This window comes from Escherichia sp. MOD1-EC6819, assembly GCF_002965765.1.
GTDB classification, from domain to species: Bacteria; Pseudomonadota; Gammaproteobacteria; order Enterobacterales; family Enterobacteriaceae; genus Escherichia; species Escherichia ruysiae.
Genome location: NZ_PTRG01000006.1, coordinates 92,774 through 114,642 on the forward strand (window position 1 = coordinate 92,774; position 21,869 = coordinate 114,642).

19 protein-coding genes and 1 tRNA gene are annotated in these 21,869 nt (G+C 51.2%); 8 read left to right on the forward strand and 12 right to left on the reverse strand.

Annotated elements, in window-relative coordinates; translation table 11 throughout:
- Positions 1–62 precede the first annotated feature (62 nt).
- From sixA to A7Z06_RS10200, 4 genes are all read right to left on the reverse strand, one after another.
- Positions 63–548, reverse strand: a complete 486-nt coding sequence (sixA, locus tag A7Z06_RS10185) for a phosphohistidine phosphatase SixA (protein ID WP_001195811.1) — start codon at positions 546–548, stop codon at positions 63–65.
- A gap of 202 nt (positions 549–750) precedes the next feature.
- Positions 751–2,895 carry a fatty acid oxidation complex subunit alpha FadJ gene (gene fadJ / locus A7Z06_RS10190; RefSeq protein ID WP_000424980.1) on the reverse strand — a complete coding sequence of 715 codons (2,145 nt, stop codon included), beginning with the start codon at positions 2,893–2,895 and terminating at the stop codon, positions 751–753.
- Positions 2,895–4,205 carry an acetyl-CoA C-acyltransferase FadI gene (fadI, locus tag A7Z06_RS10195; RefSeq protein WP_000531938.1) on the reverse strand — a complete coding sequence of 437 codons (1,311 nt, stop codon included), beginning with the start codon at positions 4,203–4,205 and terminating at the stop codon, positions 2,895–2,897. The genes fadJ and fadI overlap by 1 nt, the downstream gene beginning before the upstream one ends.
- 181 nt (positions 4,206–4,386) lie before the next feature.
- Positions 4,387–4,671 carry a YfcZ/YiiS family protein gene (locus A7Z06_RS10200; RefSeq protein WP_001296261.1) on the reverse strand — a complete coding sequence of 95 codons (285 nt, stop codon included), beginning with the start codon at positions 4,669–4,671 and terminating at the stop codon, positions 4,387–4,389.
- Positions 4,672–5,042: 371 nt separating this feature from the next.
- Here A7Z06_RS10200 and fadL point away from each other — a divergent pair, with 371 nt between their 5' ends.
- Entirely contained in the window at positions 5,043–6,383 is a 1,341-nt protein-coding gene (gene fadL / locus A7Z06_RS10210; protein ID WP_024212665.1) for a long-chain fatty acid transporter FadL, read from the forward strand.
- Between the two features lie 61 nt (positions 6,384–6,444).
- Here the strand turns inward: fadL and mlaA are convergent, their stop codons facing one another.
- A complete protein-coding gene (gene mlaA, locus A7Z06_RS10215; protein WP_000776780.1) occupies positions 6,445–7,200 on the reverse strand; it encodes a phospholipid-binding lipoprotein MlaA in 756 nt (251 codons plus the stop codon).
- A 303-nt stretch (positions 7,201–7,503) separates the two neighbouring features.
- On the opposite strand from mlaA, the gene A7Z06_RS10225 reads away from it, so the two are divergent.
- Together A7Z06_RS10225 and A7Z06_RS10230 are read left to right on the forward strand one after the other, a co-directional pair.
- Positions 7,504–8,436 (forward strand): formate/nitrite transporter family protein, encoded by a 933-nt coding sequence (locus A7Z06_RS10225; protein WP_000368108.1) that lies wholly within the window; start codon positions 7,504–7,506, stop codon positions 8,434–8,436.
- Between the two features lie 75 nt (positions 8,437–8,511).
- Positions 8,512–8,586, forward strand: a tRNA-Arg gene (locus A7Z06_RS10230).
- 4 nt (positions 8,587–8,590) lie between these two features.
- Here the strand turns inward: A7Z06_RS10230 and A7Z06_RS10235 are convergent.
- Positions 8,591–8,833, reverse strand: a complete 243-nt coding sequence (locus A7Z06_RS10235) for a YfdY family protein (protein WP_000639879.1) — start codon at positions 8,831–8,833, stop codon at positions 8,591–8,593.
- Between the two features lie 353 nt (positions 8,834–9,186).
- Between A7Z06_RS10235 and lpxP the strand changes: the two genes are divergently transcribed.
- Both lpxP and ypdK read left to right on the forward strand, forming a co-directional pair.
- Entirely contained in the window at positions 9,187–10,107 is a 921-nt protein-coding gene (gene lpxP / locus A7Z06_RS10245) for a kdo(2)-lipid IV(A) palmitoleoyltransferase (protein WP_000484421.1), read from the forward strand.
- A 354-nt stretch (positions 10,108–10,461) separates the two neighbouring features.
- On the forward strand, positions 10,462–10,533 hold the full coding sequence (gene ypdK, locus A7Z06_RS10250) for a membrane protein YpdK (protein WP_010723117.1): 72 nt from the start codon (positions 10,462–10,464) through the stop codon (positions 10,531–10,533).
- 64 nt (positions 10,534–10,597) lie between these two features.
- On the opposite strand, the gene alaC is transcribed toward ypdK, so the two are convergent.
- A complete protein-coding gene (gene alaC / locus A7Z06_RS10255) occupies positions 10,598–11,836 on the reverse strand; it encodes an alanine transaminase (RefSeq protein ID WP_000785936.1) in 1,239 nt (412 codons plus the stop codon).
- 376 nt (positions 11,837–12,212) lie between these two features.
- On the opposite strand from alaC, the gene ypdA reads away from it, so the two are divergent.
- From ypdA to A7Z06_RS10275, 3 genes are read left to right on the forward strand one after another with little or no spacing between them, the layout of a single operon-like run.
- On the forward strand, positions 12,213–13,910 hold the full coding sequence (ypdA, locus tag A7Z06_RS10265; protein WP_000544384.1) for a two-component system sensor histidine kinase YpdA: 1,698 nt from the start codon (positions 12,213–12,215) through the stop codon (positions 13,908–13,910).
- Between the two features lie 14 nt (positions 13,911–13,924).
- Positions 13,925–14,659, forward strand: a complete 735-nt coding sequence (ypdB, locus tag A7Z06_RS10270; RefSeq protein ID WP_001298580.1) for a two-component system response regulator YpdB — start codon at positions 13,925–13,927, stop codon at positions 14,657–14,659.
- A 12-nt stretch (positions 14,660–14,671) separates the two neighbouring features.
- Positions 14,672–15,529 (forward strand): AraC family transcriptional regulator, encoded by an 858-nt coding sequence (locus A7Z06_RS10275; protein ID WP_000648317.1) that lies wholly within the window; start codon positions 14,672–14,674, stop codon positions 15,527–15,529.
- A gap of 2 nt (positions 15,530–15,531) precedes the next feature.
- Here the strand turns inward: A7Z06_RS10275 and ptsP are convergent, their stop codons facing one another.
- The 5 genes from ptsP to A7Z06_RS10300 are packed head-to-tail and all read right to left on the reverse strand — an operon-like array spanning position 15,532 to position 21,784.
- Positions 15,532–18,027, reverse strand: a complete 2,496-nt coding sequence (ptsP, locus tag A7Z06_RS10280) for a phosphoenolpyruvate--protein phosphotransferase (RefSeq protein WP_105279415.1) — start codon at positions 18,025–18,027, stop codon at positions 15,532–15,534.
- 24 nt (positions 18,028–18,051) lie between these two features.
- Positions 18,052–19,089 (reverse strand): aminopeptidase, encoded by a 1,038-nt coding sequence (ypdE, locus tag A7Z06_RS10285; protein ID WP_000365994.1) that lies wholly within the window; start codon positions 19,087–19,089, stop codon positions 18,052–18,054.
- A complete protein-coding gene (gene ypdF, locus A7Z06_RS10290) occupies positions 19,089–20,174 on the reverse strand; it encodes an aminopeptidase (RefSeq protein WP_000173234.1) in 1,086 nt (361 codons plus the stop codon). Before ypdF ends, ypdE begins: the two co-directional genes overlap by 1 nt.
- A gap of 14 nt (positions 20,175–20,188) precedes the next feature.
- Positions 20,189–21,436: a PTS fructose transporter subunit IIC gene (locus A7Z06_RS10295; protein ID WP_000985311.1), complete on the reverse strand. Its 1,248-nt coding sequence runs from the start codon at positions 21,434–21,436 to the stop codon at positions 20,189–20,191.
- Positions 21,437–21,457: 21 nt separating this feature from the next.
- Complete coding sequence (locus A7Z06_RS10300; RefSeq protein WP_000038454.1) at positions 21,458–21,784, reverse strand: PTS fructose transporter subunit IIB; 327 nt, start codon at positions 21,782–21,784, stop codon at positions 21,458–21,460.
- Positions 21,785–21,869: the final 85 nt, after the last annotated feature.

Below are 21,869 nucleotides of genomic sequence, written 5' to 3' on the forward strand. Positions count from 1 at the left end.
TTCAATACAGTAAGCAAAACTAAGGCCCGAAAGCTTACGCCAGCGGGCCTTACACGTTCATATCAAATTGCTTTTGCCATCTTCAGATTACACGGGCTCATCTGCCAGTTGAATTGACCTTTTCCGCTTTCATCAAGCGTTACGCTGGCAATGGCCGAGGTGGTAAACATAGGCGGCGTTTCGCCCGGACATAACTCAGCGACCAGATATCCGACTAAGGGTAGGTGGGAGATCACCAGTACCGAAGCAACACCTTCATTGGTCAACGCCTGCAGATAGGCACTGACCAGGCCAACATCGCCGCAGGGCGTTAACTCCGGCAGAACTTCTGCACTGGAAGGCAGGTTCAGACAATCCCCTACTTCGTCCAGTGTTTGCTCGGCTCGCAGGAACGGGCTCACCAGAACGCGTTCGATTTCCACTTTTTGACCTTTCAGCCAGTTCGCCATCAGGCGAGATTCGTCACAACCGTTAGTGGTCAGAGGACGAACCGAATCACTGGCGGCATCGAGGGCTGCGTCGCCGTGACGCATGATAAAAACTTGCATATTGCACCGCTTTTGTTAACCAGATTCGCCCGTCTTCTTTCATCTGAAACCAGATAAAGAGGACGGTGGCCGGCATTGTGCCTTATCCATTCACCGAATGAAACGCTGTTTTTTACCTCAATGGCGTAAGTATAGTCAATATGCGTTTACATTTTGACCAACACTCCGCCATTCAGCGCGGATTCATATAGCTTTGACCTTCTTATTGCAGGTCAGTTGCAGTTGTTTTCCAAAAACTTTCCCCTCGCTCGCTCATCTCTACTAAACGCTCGCAAGGGGTAAAACGAGAACCATACTGCGTGGCCAGTCGCTGCATTATTGCAACCACTTCGCCCGCGCCGAGAGAATCGATATAGCGGAACGGTCCACCGAGAAATGGCGGAAAACCAATGCCAAATACCGCGCCAATATCTCCGTCACGCACGCTACGGATAACCTGCTCGTCCAGACAACGTACTGCTTCATTCAGCATCAACATCACGCACCGTTCAGCAACCTGCGGTGCGGAGAGCCGCCCCTGCCCTTGCGCGCCAATCAGCGGGTAAATGGCGGGATCGACCTGTTTTTTGCTTTTACGCCCTTTCTGACCGTAAAGATAGAATCCCCGACCATTTTTTCTACCTTTGCGATCGTCGTTCAAAATTGAAGAAACAACATTTGCAGGCGCGCTAAAACGTTCTCCATAAGCGGCTTCCAGTACAGGAATAATTTTAGTCCCGGTATCGATTCCTACCTCATCCAAAAGTTGGATTGGCCCTACCGGAAAACCAAATTTCACCAGCGCAGCATCAATGTGCTCTACCCGTTCACCTTCGGTCAACATGCGGATAGCTTCATTAATGTAAGGCGCTAAGATGCGATTGACGTAAAACCCAGCTTTGTCACGCACGACAATTGGCGTTTTACCCTGTTTTTTCGCCAGTTTTACCGTGGTGGCGATGGTTTTCGCCGATGTAACCGCATGAGGAATGATCTCTACCAGCGGCATTTTTTCCACCGGACTGAAGAAATGCAGGCCGATAACTTGCTCTGGTCGCGTGGCGTGAGCGGCAATATCGCCAATCGGTAAAGATGAGGTATTCGAAGCAAAGATGGTATGAGCGGCGCAATTCTGCTCAACTTCTGCCACCATTTGTTGTTTTAATTCGAGATTTTCAAACACTGCTTCAATAATCAGATCGCGATGGGCAAAGCCGCGATAATCCGTCGTTCCCGAAATTAATGCCAGCTGTTTGTCGCGTTCACTGGCTTTGAGATGCCGACGGCGCACTTTGCCCTCAAGCTGATCCCAACTGTATTTCAGCGCATGATTAATCCCCTGGACGTTGATATCTTTAATTCGTACCGGCAGACCCGCTTTACAGGCAGTGACGTAAGCAATACCGCCGCCCATCAAGCCACCACCTAAAATTCCCACACTATTTAAAGGAGCGGGGGCAACATCGCTGCCGGGATCTTTCTTCACGTCGGTACTGGCAAAAAAGATATTGCGCAATGCCTTTGATTGCGACGTCATCGCCAGTTCACCAAAGGCTCGAGCTTCAGCGTCATAGCCGCTACTGGTGCCCTGCGCTAACCCGGTCTCGATAACCTCAAGAATACGTTTTGTCGCCGGGTAGTTGCCCTGGGTTTTCTGTTCTGTTTTTTTGCTTACCATTTTGAATAACAGCGCACGACCTAATGGCCCCGCCATCACACGTTTGCGAATCGGAAGTGCCCGCGAAACCGGACGATCCTGCTTCGCCAGCTCTACAGCGGCTTCCAGTAAAATGGAGTGCGGAACGACGTCATCCACCAGTCCCAGCTTTAACGCCTGTTTTGCCCGAAGCTGCTTGCCGGTGAGGATCATCTCTAATGCTGTGCTGACACCTATCAGGCGCGGTAAACGCTGGGTTCCACCTGACCCGGGTAACAACCCAAGCTGAACTTCAGGCAAACCGAGCACCGTTTTAGGATCGTCAGTACAAACACGACCGTGGCACGCCAGCGCCAACTCCAGTCCACCGCCCAGGCAAGCGCCGTGAATGGCGGCAATAACCGGAACTGGCAAGGCATGAATTTCCGCCATCAACTGTTGCCCCTGCCGCGCCAGTGCTTCCGCTTCTTGCGCCGTTTTGCAGTTGCCGATCATGTTGATATCCGCGCCGGCAATAAAGTTGTCCGGTTTCGCGGAGATAAACACCACGCCGCGCAGATCTTTATTTTCGCGGAGTTGTTTAATAATGGTGCGTACCTGTGAGGCAAACTCCGCCTTCAGGGTGTTCATTTTCTCGCCAGGGACATCAATGGTGATGACGGCAATATTGTCCAGACGCATATTGAGGGTAAATGCTGATGCCATTTCCATTATTCCGCCTCCAGAACCATTGCTGCACCAAGCCCACCTGCGGCACAGGCGGTCACTAAACCAAATCCACCGCCGCGACGGCGAAGTTCATGCAATGTCTGGGTTATCATCCGCGCACCAGTAGCCGCGAAGGGATGCCCGTAAGCAATCGAACCGCCAAGCACGTTAAATTTGCTGTCGTCCACTTCACCAGTGGCATGTGCGCGCCCCAGCACATCGCGGGCAAAACGTTCACTACCCAGCAACTGAATATTCGCCAGCGTCTGGGCAGCAAATGCTTCATGCATATCAATCAATGTCAGATCGCTCATCGTTAAACCGGCACGTTCCAGCGCCAGCGGCGTTGACCAGGCTGGACCGAGCAACATGTCCTGCCAGACATCTATCGCGGTAAATGCATAACTGCGCAGATACCCCAGCGGCACCAGCCCTAATTCTTTCGCCCGCGATTCGGTCATCAGGATCACCGCCGCAGCGCCGTCGGTCAGCGGCGTACTGTTCGCTGCCGTTACCGTTCCGTGTTTACGATCAAACGCCGGACGCAGCTTTGCGTAATCGGCAAGCGTGGAATTACCGCGAATATTATTATCTTCCGCGAACGGTTGTTTATAAGGGGGGATAAAGGCGGTCATCACTTCTTCTTTGAGTTTACCTTCCGACCACGCCTGAGCGGCTCGCTGATGCGAACGGTGCGCTAATGCATCTTGCTGTTCGCGGGTGATGTCGTAGGTTTTCGCCATTTGTTCAGCGGTGTCACCCATCCGCAAGCCGGTGGAATATTCCGCTACTGCAGGCGGCACGGGTATTAAGTCGCGCAAACGCAGGCGAGAGAAGAGTTTCAGACGCTGGCTCATTGTGCGGGCTTTGTTGACATCCACCAGCACGCGCGCCAGTTTTTTGCTAACGCCAATCGGCAATACCGACGAGGAATCTGCCCCACCGGCAATCCCCGCACGAATGGTTCCCGCCATCAGGCTTTCGGCGACGTTTGCAACAGCCTGGAAACTGGTGGCACAGGCACGACTGACGCTGTAAGCATCGGTATGGACGTTCATTCCGGTGCCAAGAACAATTTCACGCGCAATGTTGGGGGCTTCCGGCATTTGTACGACCTGACCAAAGACCAGTTGTTCAATCACTTCGGCGGGGATCTCGCTACGAGCAAGCAGTTCTCCGACGACCATCTTCCCCAAATCAACAGCGGGAATACCATGAAAAGCCGTCGCCTGGCGAGCAAAAGGCGTGCGTAATCCGCTAACAATGGCGATACGATCGCCCTGGCGGGTAACCAGCGGTAAAACCTGACCCATAACACTCCCCTGTAAAAAAATAGATAAAGTGGTCTGACCTGATCATAGTCTTAACCATTTTTTTACATTTAGCCAAGTGGAGAAAAGGGAAAGTGGGAGCTATAACACAGAGAGAAAAAGAAGAAGAGAAAACAAAACGCCCCTGCCAGCAACTGGCAGGGGCGTGTGTACCTGAGAGGAATTAACGCAGACCCAGCTGGAAGATCAGCATTTCAGCTTCGCAGGCAAAAGTGAAATCGATATCCAGGCGAACACCATCAGACTCTTCAGTGAAAGTCGGGGTGATTTTGCACGGTTCGGATTCCACGCTACGGGCTTTTTCAGTCAGCGCCGCCAGCGTTTGTTCTGCTTCTGCGCGGTTTGCAAACACGCGGCTGTAAGACGCGGTGCAATCGGAGTTGTCCATAATGGTGCCAACATCCATACAGCAGCAAACCGGGGTTTCATCAGCACTACATTTACTCATCGTTGATTTCCTCTGTATGTGCACCCAAGGTGCCAGATAAACGTTGCGGATATTTTACGCTTCCGGAAAGTGCTGCTCCAGTTGTTAATTCTGCAAAATCGGATAAGTGACCGAAATCACACTTAAAAATGATCTAAAACAAAATTCACCCGGATGGATGAGTGCGCCACCTCTAAATTTTGCCAGCTGGATCGCGTTTCTTAGATCATATTTGAAAAAAGATAGAAACATACTTGCAACATCCTATCTGGTCAGACCTATACTCTCGCCACTGGTCTGATTTCTAAGATGTACATCAGCCCCTACACTTCGCGCTCCTGTTACAGCACGTAACATAGTTTGTATAAAAATAAATTATTGAGGTTATGGTCATGAGCCAGAAAACCCTGTTTACAAAGTCTGCTCTCGCAGTCGCAGTGGCACTTATCTCCACCCAGGCCTGGTCGGCAGGCTTTCAGTTAAACGAATTTTCTTCCTCTGGCCTGGGTCGGGCTTATTCAGGGGAAGGCGCAATTGCCGATGATGCCGGTAACGTCAGCCGTAACCCCGCGTTGATTACCATGTTTGACCGCCCGACTTTTTCTGCGGGTGCGGTTTATATTGATCCGGATGTAGATATTACCGGGCATTCTAATTTAACCGGTCAGAGTGCAAATGCTAAAAATATCGCACCGACAGCGTGGGTCCCTAACCTGCACTTTGTCGCGCCTATTAACGATCAGTTTGGTTGGGGAGCGTCAATAACGTCCAACTACGGCCTGGCTACGGAATTTACCGACAACTATGCTGCTGGTATCTATGGCGGTAAAACCGATCTGCAGACAATCAACCTTAACCTTAGCGGGGCTTATCGCCTTAACAATAGCTGGAGTTTTGGTCTTGGTTTTGATGCTGTTTACGCCAAGGCAAAAATTGAGCGTTACGCCGGTTCGCTGGGGCCTTTGTTGTCTCAACAGTTGATTGCCCAAGGTGTACCCGCGTCATTGACCAATGGTATTAATACTCCGGACTCTCAAATTGCTCATCTGAAAGGTGACGAGTGGGGCTTTGGCTGGAACGCGGGTATTCTTTATGAACTGGATAAAGATAACCGTTGGGGCCTGACATATCGTTCAGAAGTTAAAATCGACTTCGAAGGGGATTACAAAAGCTCCATTAACCCAAATCTGAACAACATTTTGGGTAATATGGGCTTGCCGTATGGCACGATGGGTGCAACACAAAATGGATCCTTGACGCTCAACCTGCCTGAGATGTGGGAGATTTCTGGTTATAACCGTGTTGCGCCGCAGTGGGCAATTCACTACAGCATGGCCTATACCAGCTGGAGTCAGTTCCAGGAGTTGAAAGCGAAAGGCGATAGTGGTCAGACGCTGTTCTATAAAGATGAAGGATTCCGTGACGCATATCGTATCGCGTTGGGTACAACCTACTATTACGATAAAAACTGGACCTTCCGTACCGGTATCGCCTATGACGACAGCCCGGTTCCGGCAGATAAACGCTCTATTTCCATTCCTGACCAGGATCGTTTGTGGTTAAGTGCTGGGTTAACCTATGCATTTAATGAAGATGCATCCATTGACGTTGGCGCATCTTATATGCATGGTCAGAAAGTGAAATTCACCGAAGGTGAAGGTGCGGCAGCTTATTCTTTCGAGTCTGAAGGTAAAGCCTGGCTGTTCGGGACTAACTTTAACTACGCGTTCTAATAACACGTTCGTTTAATAAGAAAAAAGGTGAGTTTTACGACTCACCTTTTTTATTTGCGTCTTATTCAGAATCGATATCTTTTAAATCATCCTGAATCGCTTGCGCGTTCGGGTTTTCTTGCGGTTTGAGCTCACCGCCATTGGCGATGAAATCATGACGCTGGAAGTAAGCCTCGCGCACCATAATGTAAGGATCGGAGGACTGGCGAAGCAAGCCGTCAGAATCCAGCAACTGCGCACGAGTTTCGATCCCTTCAAGCGTCCATTTACCCACCGACATCGGCCAGGTCAGCCAGGAAAGTACCGGGTAAAGGCTGTCTGCCATATCACCGCCGTCATCACGCAGCGTAAAGCTACCGTAGAACGGTAACTGAACGTACGGCCCATAACCCACGCCATAGTGACCGAGCGTACTGCCAAAACGGTGAGGTTCGGTGCGTTGCAGTTTCGGGTTCGCCATCCCAGCAACATCAATAAAACCGCCCATTCCCAAAATGGTGTTCAGGAAAAAGCGGGTAAAGTGGACCATCCCCTGATAAGGGTCACCCTGCAAGAAGTAGTTAACCATCACCGCAGGTTCTTCAAGGTTGCCGGTGAAGTTGCTCAAACCGTTACGCGCCGGTTGCGGAACATAATCACGCCAGGCGACCGCTACCGGTCGAACCACATACGGGTCTAACACATTGAAGTTAAAATTGTACATGGTGCGGTTGAACCCTTCTAACGGGTCAGAACGCCCTTGCTGATCTGTACCGGAACTCGCACACCCCACCAGAAGCGTAGTTCCCAGAGCAAGCGCCGACAGGCGAAGCTTCATAAATGTCTCCCTGTTTTTTATGGCTTTTTTATGGCTTATGCAGTTTGCCATCCATGACGGAACGATACCGTATCCGCCTGTTTAGGTGTGGGCGATTGTAACAGCACGTCAACTGATGTCCAGACGCCCTGGTTTGCTGACTTGATCATAGCCTGGTAATCGCCGCCCTGTAGGCTACTTGATTCTGTAGAAACAGAAAAAGGCAAACGCCGCCTTTTATACATTTTCAGAGTAACTCCCGCCAGTTGCGAGCAAAAAAGCCGCTACGCTTTAGCTATACGTGCTAATTCAAGAGACGACATCATGGACAATGACAAAATAGATAAACACAGCGACGAACTTGAAGTAGAGAGCGAAGAAAAAGAGCGTGGAAAAAAAATAGAAATAGATGAAGACCGGCTCCCCTCCAGAGCGATGGCTATTCACGAACATATCCGTCAGGACGGCGAAAAAGAGCTGGAGCGCGACGCGATGGCGCTACTGTGGTCAGCCATTGCGGCGGGTCTGTCGATGGGCGCTTCGTTACTGGCAAAAGGGATATTTCATGTCGAACTGGAAGGCGTACCGGGGAGTTTTTTGCTGGAGAATCTGGGTTATACCTTTGGTTTTATTATCGTCATTATGGCACGCCAGCAATTATTTACTGAGAATACCGTAACGGCGGTACTGCCGGTGATGCAAAAACCGAGCATGGGCAACATCGGCTTACTGATGCGGTTATGGGGCGTCGTGCTGCTGGGTAATATTCTCGGAACAGGTATTGCGGCGTGGGCGTTTGAGTATATGCCTATCTTTAATGAAGAAACCCGCGATGCGTTTGTCAAAATCGGCATGGATGTGATGAAGAACACCCCCAGCGAGATGTTTGCCAACGCGATCATCTCCGGCTGGCTTATAGCCACAATGGTATGGATGTTCCCTGCGGCGGGAGCGGCAAAGATTGTAGTAATTATATTGATGACGTGGCTTATCGCGCTGGGCGACACTACCCACATCGTCGTCGGTTCAGTAGAGATCCTCTATCTGGTCTTTAACGGCACGCTGCACTGGAGCGATTTCATCTGGCCATTCGCGCTACCTACTCTGGCGGGAAACATCTGCGGCGGCACCTTCATCTTCGCATTAATGAGCCATGCGCAAATCCGTAACGATATGAGTAACAAGCGTAAAGAAGAGGCACGCCAGAAAGCAGAACATGCGGAAATCATTAAGAAAAATGATAAAAATCCGCTATAAGTGGCGAGGGTTTAAGCAATCGAGCGGCAGTGTACTTACCCCGCTGTTTAATAGCGGTTATACTCATGCCGCATTGTCCTCTTAGTTAAATGGATATAACGAGCCCCTCCTAAGGGCTAATTGCAGGTTCGATTCCTGCAGGGGACACCATTCACTACCGCCTTCCATACCCCACCATAAAGCGGATCATCAAGCCACAAGCTGGGGCAATAAACATAAATATCCCCGTTACCAGCTCATTACCGCCAGTTAAACACATAGTGAAGTAATAAATGAGGGCGGCGAGGATCACCATGCCGAAAAATGAAGAGACGGCAGATACTACATTTAGTACCTGGCCAATATATCCGCTGACACAAACAATACACAGGGCGAGAAACATCCATAAATAAATCATAGCTCAACCTCCTGCCGCGCTAAAAAACCTGTTACTTCAGGTAATTTAATAGTAAGACAATTCTTAATCACTGGCAATTTTTGCCAGGTTCTAATAAAAACAAGATGTTAAAAAATAGGGCTATTCGCTCCTGAAAAATATTTACTTGAGTGATTAATAATCAGTAGCTGAAAACAATCGGCTGATGATAAAATGGAAGTACCGCATTCATGCTCCTCGTGGTTTTGTCCTGACTAGTCTTTACACTCTTTACAGGAACCATTGTCGTACATGATGGCCTAATATTATTGAGTGTACCGCTGTCGACATGGAATCTTCTGCGATACAACAATTCGTATCTACAGAAGGTAACTATGTTTCCACAGCGCAAATTTTCCCGCGAGTTTCTCCATCCTCGCTACTGGCTCACGTGGTTTGGTCTGGGCGTACTCTGGCTTTGGGTACAACTTCCTTATCCTGTCTTGTGCTTTCTTGGCACACGTATCGGCACGATGGCCAGACCATTTCTGAAACGTCGCGAATCCATCGCCCGTAAAAACCTTGAACTTTGCTTCCCGCAGCATTCATCTGAAGAACGCGAGAAGATGATTGCCGAAAACTTTCGTTCACTCGGCATGGCGCTGGTAGAAACCGGCATGGCGTGGTTCTGGCCCGATCGTCGCGTGCGTAAATGGTTTGATGTTGAAGGTCTGGATAACCTGCAACGCGCACAAATGCAAAATCGCGGCGTAATGGTCGTCGGCGTACATTTTATGTCTCTGGAACTGGGTGGCCGCGTAATGGGGCTTTGCCAGCCAATGATGGCAACTTATCGTCCGCATAATAATCAATTGATGGAATGGGTGCAGACCCGTGGTCGGATGCGTTCGAATAAAGCGATGATCGGCAGAAATAATCTGCGCGGTATTGTTGGTGCTTTGAAAAAAGGTGAAGCCGTATGGTTCGCTCCCGACCAGGATTATGGTCGTAAAGGAAGCTCCTTCGCTCCGTTCTTTGCGGTAGAAAATGTTGCGACAACCAATGGCACTTACGTATTGTCACGCCTCTCAGGTTCCGCCATGTTGACTGTGACGATGGTACGAAAAGCCGATTACAGTGGATACCGTTTGTATATCACCCCAGAAATGGAAGGCTACCCGACAGATGAAGGTCAGGCTGCGGCTTATATGAACAAGATTATTGAGAAAGAGATTATGCGCGCACCGGAGCAGTATCTCTGGATCCACCGCCGCTTCAAAACGCGTCCGGTGGGTGAAGCGTCGTTATACGTTTAACAAACGACCAGCTCTTCTTTCCTCCTCAAATTAGCCATAATAACTCAATGGTTTTTATGGCTTTTTTCTTAAGGCTTTCCCCTTCGCTGAATCATGAATTATTACTGACAGAAATTAAACTGTCGCCGATATGAGACACTCGTAAGTTACTAAAAGTAAATAAGAAAATGCCACTTGTTTCAATTTAGTTTTAGGCGTACATTAGCGCCGTCTCGAGCAAATCAGCTCAGAATTCTGGGGTGATGCCCACGGCAAAACAGAGCCGTGTTAAGGTCGTTTTCCCGGTGTCAACTCACTGTATCAGATGTAATGAAGTCATTCAGGCGTAACAGTAATTACGCGGAGAGATGTAAAGTGAAATATTTCTTTATGGGCATTTCTTTTATGGTCATCGTTTGGGCCGGTACTTTTGCCCTGATGATCTAAAAGCAAACTGTGCAATGAAAAACAGGAGCCATCTGGCTCCTGTTTGCGTTTCTGGCGAAGGTGTTTATTCCGTGTTTTCGTGAATATGTTTACTGCTGGCTGGAAGTAAACCATCGGCTCGGAACATCGCTTTGATGCCTCTGACTGCCTGACGAATACGGTCACGGTTTTCAATCAACGCAAAGCGTACATGCGTGTCGCCGTAGTCACCAAAGCCAATCCCCGGCGAGACACAGACCTTCGCTTCGTTAAGCAGCTTTTTGGCAAACTCCAGCGAGCCCATTGCCGCATACGGTTCAGGGATTTTCGCCCAGACATACATCGAAGCTTTCGGCATTTCGACCATCCAGCCCGCTTCATGCAGCCCTTTTACCAGCACATCGCGGCGGCGCTTATACTGTTCGGCAATATCGCGCACGCACTGTTGATCGCCTTCCAGCGCGGCAATTGCAGCCACCTGTAACGGTGTAAAGGTGCCGTAATCGTGATAACTTTTGATACGCGCCAGCGCACTGACCAGCGTTTTGTTACCAACCATAAAGCCGATACGCCAGCCTGCCATGTTGTAACTTTTCGACAAGGTAAAGAACTCAACCGCCACGTCACGTGCGCCCGGCACCTGCATGATTGACGGCGCTTTCCAGCCATCGTAGACGATATCAGCATAGGCCAGGTCGTGGACCACCAGCACATCGTAGCGTTTCGCCAGCGCCACCACTTTTTCGAAGAACTCCAGTTCCACACATTGCGCTGTTGGGTTCGACGGGAAGCCGAGGATCATCATCTTCGGTTTCGGATAGCTTTCGCGAATAGCGCGTTCCAGTTCATTGAAGAAATCGACACCCTCCACCAGCGGCACTGAACGTACCTGCGCACCGGCAATCACAGCGCCGTAGATATGAATCGGATAACTTGGATTCGGCACCAGCACCGTGTCGCCGTGATCCAGCGTCGCCAGCATCAGATGCGCCAGCCCCTCTTTCGAGCCAATGGTGACGATGGCTTCTGATTCCGGATCAATCTCGACATCGTAGCGATCCTGATACCAGCGGGAAATGGCGCGACGTAAGCGCGGAATGCCGCGTGAAGTGGAATAGCCGTGTGTGTCCGGGCGCTGCGCCACGGTACAGAGTTTTTCGACGATATGCGGCGGGGTCGCGCCGTCCGGATTGCCCATACTGAAATCGATAATATCTTCGCCGCGCCGACGCGCAGCCATTTTCAGTTCAGCGGTAATGTTAAAAACGTAGGGCGGGAGACGATCAATACGCGTAAAGCGACGTTCAGGGCGAGTGTCAGCCATAATTTCCTCAGATAAACGTTAGCGCCCGGACCGTCCGAGCGACGCTGCCACGATGGTGGCTGTTTTGAAAATAGCCTGATTAATTTCTGTCTGTCGAGCGTTTTAGCAAAAATTTTTTTCTACCAAAAAAAGAGGAACATCTGTAATAAAACGGGAAATCCTTACTTTCTTTTAAGAAAATCAAACCCACATTAATTAACATTATAATTTCAATAAATTTACCTTCTGAGTGTGTATTAATAAGAGATGCATTGGCAATGCACCATTTACCTTATAATCCCCTTTTAAAATTGTGGTTTTTCCTCAAAAACGGCCTGCTGGTCATCAGCCTTCAGGTTACCTATCATAGAGGTTTAATCCTTATCCAGAGTTACCCGTGCACGAAATATTCAACATGCTGCTGGCGGTCTTCGATCGGGCAGCGTTAATGCTTATCTGCCTGTTCTTCCTTATTCGTATCCGCCTGTTTCGCGAGTTGTTGCACAAGTCGGCGCACTCACCAAAAGAGCTGCTCGCCGTTACCGCCATTTTCTCGCTGTTCGCCCTGTTCAGCACCTGGTCCGGCGTGCCGGTGGAAGGCTCACTGGTTAACGTGCGTATTATTGCGGTGATGTCAGGCGGGATTTTATTTGGTCCGTGGGTGGGGATTATTACCGGCGTGATAGCCGGGATTCACCGCTATCTTATTGATATTGGTGGCGTGACGGCGATTCCCTGCTTTATCACCAGTATTCTGGCGGGATGTATATCGGGCTGGATCAACCTAAAAATCCCCAAAGCGCAGCGTTGGCGTGTCGGTATTCTCGGCGGTATGTTGTGTGAAACGTTGACCATGATTCTGGTGATTGTCTGGGCGCCGACCACCGAACTGGGGATCGATATCGTCTCTAAAATCGGTATCCCGATGATCCTTGGCAGCGTCTGTATCGGCTTTATTGTGCTGCTGGTGCAAAGCGTTGAGGGCGAAAAGGAGGCCAGCGCCGCGCGGCAGGCCAAGCTGGCGCTGGATATCGCCAACAAAACGCTGCCGCTGTTTCGCCATGTCAATAGCGAATCATTACGTAAAGTCTGCGAAATTATCCGCGATGATATTCACGCCGATGCGGTAGCAATCACCAATACCGATCATGTGCTGGCGTATGTTGGCGTGGGTGAACATAATTATCAGAATGGTGATGACTTTATTAGCCCGACAACCCGCCAGGCGATGAATTACGGAAAAATCATCATTAAAAACAATGATGAAGCCCATCGCACGCCGGAAATCCACTCGATGCTGGTGATCCCGCTTTGGGAGAAAGGAGTCGTGACCGGGACGCTGAAAATCTACTACTGCCACGCGCATCAGATCACCTCGTCATTGCAGGAAATGGCGGTCGGTCTGTCACAAATCATCTCCACGCAACTGGAGGTTTCGCGTGCCGAGCAGCTACGTGAAATGGCAAATAAGGCAGAGCTTCGCGCGCTACAAAGTAAAATTAATCCCCATTTCCTGTTTAACGCTCTGAACGCAATCTCCTCATCAATTCGCCTGAATCCGGATACCGCTCGCCAGCTGATCTTTAATCTGTCGCGTTATCTGCGCTATAACATTGAATTAAAAGACGATGAGCAAATCGATATCAAAAAAGAGCTGTATCAAATTAAAGACTATATTGCCATTGAGCAGGCCCGCTTTGGCGACAAGCTGACGGTTATCTATGATATTGATGAAGAGGTGAATTGCTGCATTCCCAGCCTGCTGATCCAGCCGCTGGTAGAAAACGCCATTGTTCACGGTATTCAACCTTGTAAGGGAAAAGGTGTTGTCACCATCAGCGTTGCAGAGTGCGGTAATCGGGTTCGTATTGCGGTGAGAGATACCGGGCACGGCATCGATCCGAAAGTGATTGAGCGGGTCGAAGCGAACGAAATGCCGGGCAATAAAATTGGCCTGCTGAATGTGCATCATCGCGTGAAGTTGTTATATGGTGAGGGGCTGCATATTCGTCGTCTGGAGCCTGGGACGGAAATCGCGTTTTACATTCCTAACCAACGCACCCCTGTCGCCTCACAGGCTACGTTATTGCTTTGAGCCGGAGTGATATTGTGAAAGTCATCATTGTTGAAGACGAATTCCTGGCACAACAGGAACTGAGCTGGCTAATTAAAGAGCACAGCCAGATGGAGATTGTCGGCACCTTTGACGACGGTCTGGACGTGTTGAAGTTTTTGCAGCATAACCGCGTCGACGCCATTTTTCTGGATATCAATATTCCGTCGCTGGATGGCGTGCTGCTGGCGCAAAACATCAGCCAGTTTGCCCATAAACCGTTTATTGTGTTTATCACCGCGTGGAAAGAACATGCGGTAGAAGCGTTTGAACTGGAGGCGTTTGACTACATTCTCAAACCGTATCAGGAATCACGCATCACCGGGATGCTGCAAAAACTGGAAGCGGCCTGGCAGCAACAGCAAACCAGCAGTACGCCTGCCACAACGGTAACGCGTGAGAATGACACCATTAATCTGGTGAAAGATGAGCGAATTATCGTTACGCCAATTAATGATATCTATTACGCCGAAGCGCACGAAAAAATGACCTTTGTCTATACGCGGCGTGAATCCTACGTAATGCCGATGAACATTACCGAGTTTTGCAGCAAGCTGCCTCCATCGCATTTTTTCCGCTGCCATCGCTCGTTTTGTGTCAATCTGAACAAAATCCGCGAAATCGAACCGTGGTTTAATAACACTTATATTCTGCGGCTAAAAGATCTGGATTTTGAAGTGCCAGTCAGCCGCAGCAAAGTTAAAGAATTCAGGCAGTTAATGCATCTGTAATCAGGAATATTCATGAAAGCAACAGGCTTGCCCGCCGATCAACAATTTTTCGCCGATCTGTTCAGCGGCCTGGTGCTTAACCCGCAACTACTTGGGCGCGTCTGGTTTGCCAGCCAGCCTGCCTCGTTGCCGGTGGGTAGTTTATGTATTGACTTTCCCCGTCTGGATATCGTGCTGCGCGGCGAATACGGCAATCTGCTGGAAGCAAAGCAGCAGCGTATGGTGGAAGGGGAAATGCTGTTTATTCCGGCGCGCGCGGCTAATTTACCGGTCAACAACAAACCGGTGATGCTCTTAAGCCTGGTGTTCGCACCGACCTGGCTTGGGTTATCGTATTACGATAGCCGCAGCACGTCATTGTTGCATCCGGTTCGCCGGATCCAGCTTCCCAGTCTGCAACGCGGTGAAGGTGAAGCAATGCTCACCGCCCTCACCCATCTCAGCCGTTCGCCGCTGGAGCAGAATATCATTCAGCCACTGGTGTTAAGTTTGCTGCATCTTTGCCGCAACGTGGTGAATATGCCGCCGGGCAATTCGCAGCCGCGCGGCGATTTTCTCTATCACAGCATTTGTAACTGGGTTCAGGATAATTATGCCCAGCCGCTCACCCGCGAGAGCGTGGCGCAGTTTTTTAATATCACGCCCAATCATCTGTCAAAACTGTTTGCTCAGCATGGAACGATGCGTTTTATCGAGTATGTGCGTTGGGTGCGAATGGCGAAGGCGAGGATGATTTTGCAGAAATATCATCTGTCGATTCATGAAGTGGCGCAGCGTTGCGGCTTTCCGGATAGCGACTATTTTTGTCGCGTCTTCCGGCGTCAGTTTGGCCTGACGCCGGGAGAGTACAGCGCCCGTTTTCAGGGCTAACATTAGAAGGTTAATTCCGTTTCCAGCAGCGTCAGGATGCTTTGTGCGTCTTGCGCGGCGAACAGCGACTGGCGGAAGTTTTTATTCACCAGTTTGCGCGCCAGCTGCGAGAAGACCTTCACATGGTTCATCCCTTCGCTAGCGCCCAGCGTCAGCATGATCACCAGCTCGACTTCGCCCATTTCTGACTGCCAGTCAACCGGTTTCACCAGCCGGGCAATGCTGATACTGGAATGGCGGATCCACTGAGATTTAGTGTGCGGGATCGCCACGCCAAAACCAACACCAGTAGTCACAATCTCTTCCCGCTGCCAGACATCCTCTTCCAGCTCGAACGGATGTTCAGTGCGCCCGTTAACGCCGAGGTTACCGCACAGGAACTGGATCGCCTGCTCTTTATTGCTAAAGGCCTGATCAACGAAGATATTCTCCAGCGCCAACAATGGGCGAACGTCTTCTTCCGGCGTAAAGGCGGTGAGTAACGCTTCAATTTCCTGCGCGCTGCGACATTCACACGCCTGACGTGCCAGTTCCCGACACGCCTCGCTATCCAGTTGACGAAGCTGGCTTTTCACCGCCGGAATGCGCGGGCTACTCATACTTAGCTCATCCAGGCTCAGCCCAAGCAGTAGCGGCAGATAACGGCTTTCACCACCCAGCTCACCGCAAATGCCGACCCATTTTCCCCGCTGATGCGCAGTGGTCACTATCTGCTGCAACATGCGCAGGAAAGATGGCGTAATCGGGTTATACAGCGGCGATACGCGCGGGTTATTACGATCGACCGCATACAGATACTGGGTCATATCGTTCGAGCCGATACTAAAGAAATCGACCTCATCGCAGAAGTGGTCGATGATGTAGCAAACCGACGGCACTTCCACCATGATCCCAAGCGTAATCGTCTCTGCATGACGCAGGCCATCGCGCTTAAGCTCAACGATTGCTTTCTGGATCTCACTCTTCACCCATAAGATCTGATCGAGGCTGTGAACCATCGGAATCATCAACTGAGCGTTACCGTAACTGGCAGCACGCAAAATGGCCCGTAGCTGGGTACGGAACAGGCCAGCAAATTCCGGGTAAATACGTACCGCGCGATAGCCGAGGAACGGGTTCTCTTCCTGGGGAATATTCAGATAAGGAATGCTTTTATCGCCGCCGATGTCCATCGTGCGGAAAATAATTGGCTTGTCGCCCGCCGCCAGTAACACCTGCTGGTAGGCTTCAAACTGTTCCTGCTCGTCCGGCGCGCTATCGCGATCCATATACAGCATTTCGGTGCGGAACAGCCCGACGCCTTCCGCGCCATTGGCAAACGCACCAGGAGCTTCCAGAGCGGTGCCAATATTCGCGGCGATATCAATTCGCTTGTTATCACGGGAATAGGCCAGTTGCGCGGCGGCCTGCGCCTGTTGTTTTTGGCGTTTGTCCGCCAGCGTCTGCGCAACCTGGTAATAACCGCTCACCGCGTCATCAGGATTAATCGCCAGCACGCCACACTGGGCGTCAAGCACCGCCGGTTGCCCGGCATAACGGGCTATCGCATCCAGCGGCAAGCCGCTCAGTACCGGGATCGCCGAAGCTCGCGCCAGAATCAGGGTATGCGATGTGCGCCCGGTTTTCTCCAGAATCATGCCTGCGAGATTTTTTAAATCGAGACTCAAAAACTGGCTTGGAGTTAAATCTTCGGCGACCAGAATGGTCGATTTTTCAAGCAGCAGATTATTGCGCGGCTTCAGTTCCGGCCAGGTGATATGCAGCAACTGTTCGCTGATATCACGAATATCACTAACTCGTTCGCGCAGATAATCGCTGGCAGAGGCAGAAAGTTTGTCGCAAACCTGCTCCATATTGCTGATGATTGCCGCCCCCAGTCCCTGATGTTGTTCTGCCATCAGACGACGGATATTCCCCGCAAACTCTTCATCCTGAATCAGCGACAAATGGGCGCTAAGAATGGTTTTACTTTCGCCGTCACGCTCGCGCAGCTGCTGGTTCAGTTGTTCGGCAAGCGTTGCCAGGCTGTGTTCCAGCCGGGTGGTGTCTTGCACACTGGCAGGGATCGCCCGATAACTGTCGAGGCTGTCGCTCTGCAACAACGTTAACGTACCAACACCGACGCCGCTCGCCAGCACGTTACCGTACAGCAAATCAGGGTTAAGGCGACTTAATGAACGTGGCAGCGGATGCGCCGTCAGTTCTGCTTGTGTCGGTTGGATGCTGTCGCTGTCGATAAAGCGCACCTGGATGTACTCTTCCAGTACGCGCCGTGCCTGTTCTTCATCGCCACCGCTAATGTTCAGGCTGCAACTGTCATTAAATAAAGTGCCGGTGCCAATCAGCGCCAGTGAACTTTTGGCATCGGCCTTTGCGTTCTGGCGATGGTTGATAAAAGCGATTTCGCTTTGCCACTGACTACACTGTTCTTTAAGTTCCCACGCCGGACGGGCATGAAGACCGTTAGGCAAAGGACAGAGAAATTGAATCGTTAACATAACCGCTCCGGGTTAATCGGGAAATCATCTGAAATCCGTCAGTTGAACAACCGTCTCACGGGTAAGACGTTGAATAAGGGCAGATAAAAGTTGCTGCATCTGCAAAATATCGCGGCAGTCGGCAATCGATGCGGCGCAATGTCCATGGCGGGTTGCTGGCCCCATCACCACTGTGGGTACGCCAGTACCGGTTAAGTGAACCGCTCCACCGTCCGTGCCGCCGTTACTGAACATATCCGCCTGTAACGGCACGCCAATTTCTGCCGCCACGGTTTCAATCCAGGCTGTGAGTTTTGGCGGCGCAATCAGCGATTTATCGCTTAACACCAGCATCGGACCGTTACCAATCTGGCGATGGTTCGCCGCGCCATAATCAAAGTTTTTCGCCCAGCAGGCGGTATCAAGCACAATGGCGACGTCCGGCGACACCGCGCGGGTGGCGGTTTGCCCGCCGCGTAATCCCACCTCTTCGCTGGAACTTGCCACCAGCCACACTTCCGCAGGCAGTTCGGCGCTGTGTAGTTCGCGCAGTAACGTCACCAGCAGATAGCAACCGAGGCGGTCATCAAAGGCTTTCCCCATCACCCGCTGGTGAGGAAGAACCTGAAAAGCGGTATCAAACGTGACGCGATCGCCTGGACGAATTCCCGCCTGTATCACTTCATCATACGAGCGCGCGCCAATGTCCACGCGCATTACGCTAACCTCATTTCCCTGCCGCTCGCCATCAAGCAGGCCGGGAATTTTGCACTCTTCACGGGTGGTGATGCGCACCGGCTGCAACTGGCGGGCAGCCATGCGCACGTTGCCAACCGGCAGCACGTCAATAGCGCCTTCGCGGGAGATGCTACGCACCATAAACCCCACTTCATCCATATGTGCGCAGATCATCACCTTCGGCCCCATCGATTCATTGAGGCGGATCAGCACCGATCCCAGACCGTCAAATCGCACTTCTTTTTGCAGTCGATCCGCTTCATCCAGCAGGATCTGCCGCACTTCCTGTTCCGAGGAGGCGATCGCATCGGCCTCGCTCAACGCTTTTAATAGCGATAAATCCATTATGCCTCTCCCGTGAGCAACACTGTTTTCGGCATGGCGTAGAGCACTTCTGCGCCTTGCGGGGTAACCAGCACAACATCTTCGATGCGCACGCCCCCTTGCCCTGGCAAATAAATCCCCGGCTCTACGGTCAGTAACATGCCAGGCTGGAGCATCGTGGTATCACGTGGTGAAAAACGCGGATCTTCATGTACGTCAATGCCGATTGCATGACCGGTGTTATGGCCGAAATACTCTCCATAACCGGCTTCTGTAATGACCCGACGCGCGGCGTCGTCAACCTGCTGGCAACGCACGCCGGGGAGAATCGCGGAGATTGCCGCCAGTTGCGCTTGCAGGACAATCTGATACACGTTAAACAGCGGGTGAGATTCGGCGCTCACCCCTTCGCCATGAACCAGAAAGGTGCGCGTCATATCAGAGCAGTAGCCCTGATACAGCGCACCGAAATCGAGTGTGACAAACTCGCCCGCTACAACCACTTTGTCGCTGGCCTTGCCGTGCGGCAGCGCCCCACGCCAGCCACTGGCAACAATGGTGTCAAAGGAGGCTTTTTCTGCTCCCTGCTGGCGCATAAACCACTCCAGTTCAGCAGCTATCTCACATTCGCTCATCCCCGCCTGAATAAAGCGGCGAATATGCTCTGCACCACGATCGGCAATCCCACAGGCGAGACGGATTTTCTCCACCTCCTCTGGCATTTTGATTTGCCGCAGCACATCCGGCGTGGCGCTGACCAGCTTTGCATTAAGTTCAACCTGCCAGCGGTGCGCGGTTTCCCAACTCACCTGCTGGCCTTCAAAACCGAGCGTTTGCAGCTGCTCATCGGCAATGATTTGATTGACGATGGTTGCCAGCGTGTGCGTCGCGTCAAGCAAATGTAGCTGGTAGCCTTGCGCACGAGCTTCCACCTCCACGTAATAGCGCGAATCCACCAGAATGTGCGCGCTCTCACGACTAATCAGCACATAGCCTGACCCGGTGGAAATCCCCAGATGGGGCTGTTTGTTCTGCCGTGAGGAGAGAAGCACCGCATCCAGCTGTTGCGCCTTAAGCCAGTCGCGCAGCGAAGCGAGTAATGTCATTAGGATTGTCCTTCTTACAGGCTATCGATTAACAATTTGCCTTTGCGGAACATCATCAAACGCAGGAACACCACCATCAGCGCGGTAATGATTGCCCCCAGCGCGATCCCCGCCATGTAAACGCCCAGATTAGTCACCAGCGGCCACGCCCAGATTGCTGATTCCGGGAACCATTGCACTGCGCCCAGCCAGACAGCGGCGGTGGAGCCGACAATCGCACCGACCATATAGGACGGAATTGCGGTGATGGGGCTTTCCAGCGCAAACGGAATCGCACCTTCACTGATCCCCATAAACGCCAGGAACATGGCGGTTTTACCCTGCGGATAAAGCTGGGCGTTAAACAGGCGTTTGCCGGTTAAACGACGGTCGATAATAGTCGCCAGACCCAGACCAATCGGCGGAATGACGATTGCGATAGAACGCGCGGTAACCGGTAATACGTGGTCAGTGGTAAAGCTGAAAGCAACGAAACCTGCTGCTTTGTTGATTGGGCCACCGAGGTCGATTGCGGTCGCTGCTGCGATACCCATCGCATACATCAGCGCCCCCTTCTCACCTGCGGCAGTCAGCACGGTACGGATACCGCCGTTGATCCAACCGCCAAATGGGGTGATGACGTAATACATCGCCAGCATGACAAAAATGGCGGAAAGAATCGGTAGCAAAAATGTGGTTTTGAACGCTAACAGGAAATCCGGTAACTGGATTTTCTGGTTCATCCACTTCACAAGGTAACCTGCAACGATAGAAATGATCAGCGCACCAATGAAGGTAGACGGCACCGGTGAAGAGGTCGCCCACTGCATGGTACTGGGATCAAAGTTCAGCAGTTGCGTTGGCTGGGTAGACATTAACCCGCCGATAAACCCAGCCGGGAACGCCAGTTTGCCGCCAATGGAGTTCGCCACAAAAGCAGCAAACATCGGAATGGCAAAACCAAACAACACGCCGCCAAAGGACTGCGACAGCCAGGCAAATTTCAGTAAGGAGAGGTCGAAACCGGAAAATTTCCCGCTATTAAGTGCATCCATAATGCCAATGTCAGCGGGAATTTTTAGCCAGCTATAAGCAATCAGCTGGCTGAAAGCGAGGATCACGCCGCCCATAATTAAGGTCGGCACCATGCGTGAAATCCCTGACATCACATGCTGCGGAAGTTCACCCCAGAAGCTGCTTTTAGAGGCCTGCGGATTCTTAATTGCCGCTGCCGCACCGGATGCGCCAGGCACAACGGTTGCACTGCGTTTTTTAATGGCCATAACAATTATCCCTGTCGAAAATTACGGTTGTTCAGCGGCAATCATCTCTTCGATTTCTTTGATGATGCCCGCTGCGTTTTTAATTGCGTCCTGCAAAGTGATTTCATAAACGTCGCGGGATTCGAAACGTTCGTTATCTTCCGGGGTAACTGCCACTGAGTGGATGATGATGGTCGCTTCGGCGATATCCTGCGCCGTCAGGCGATTCTGGATACCGTCCGCGCCCTGGGTTTCAATTTTCACTTCATAGCCAGCTTCCACTGCGGCCTCTTCCAGCGCCTGAGCCGCCATAAAAGTGTGCGCAAGGCCCATCGGGCAGGCACATAAGGCAATCAGTTTCTTACTCATCGTTATTTCCTCGTTCGTTTATAGTTAACGAGTGAAATTATGAACGTGCAAAACAAATTGCCGTTACCAGACAAATAATGCATTT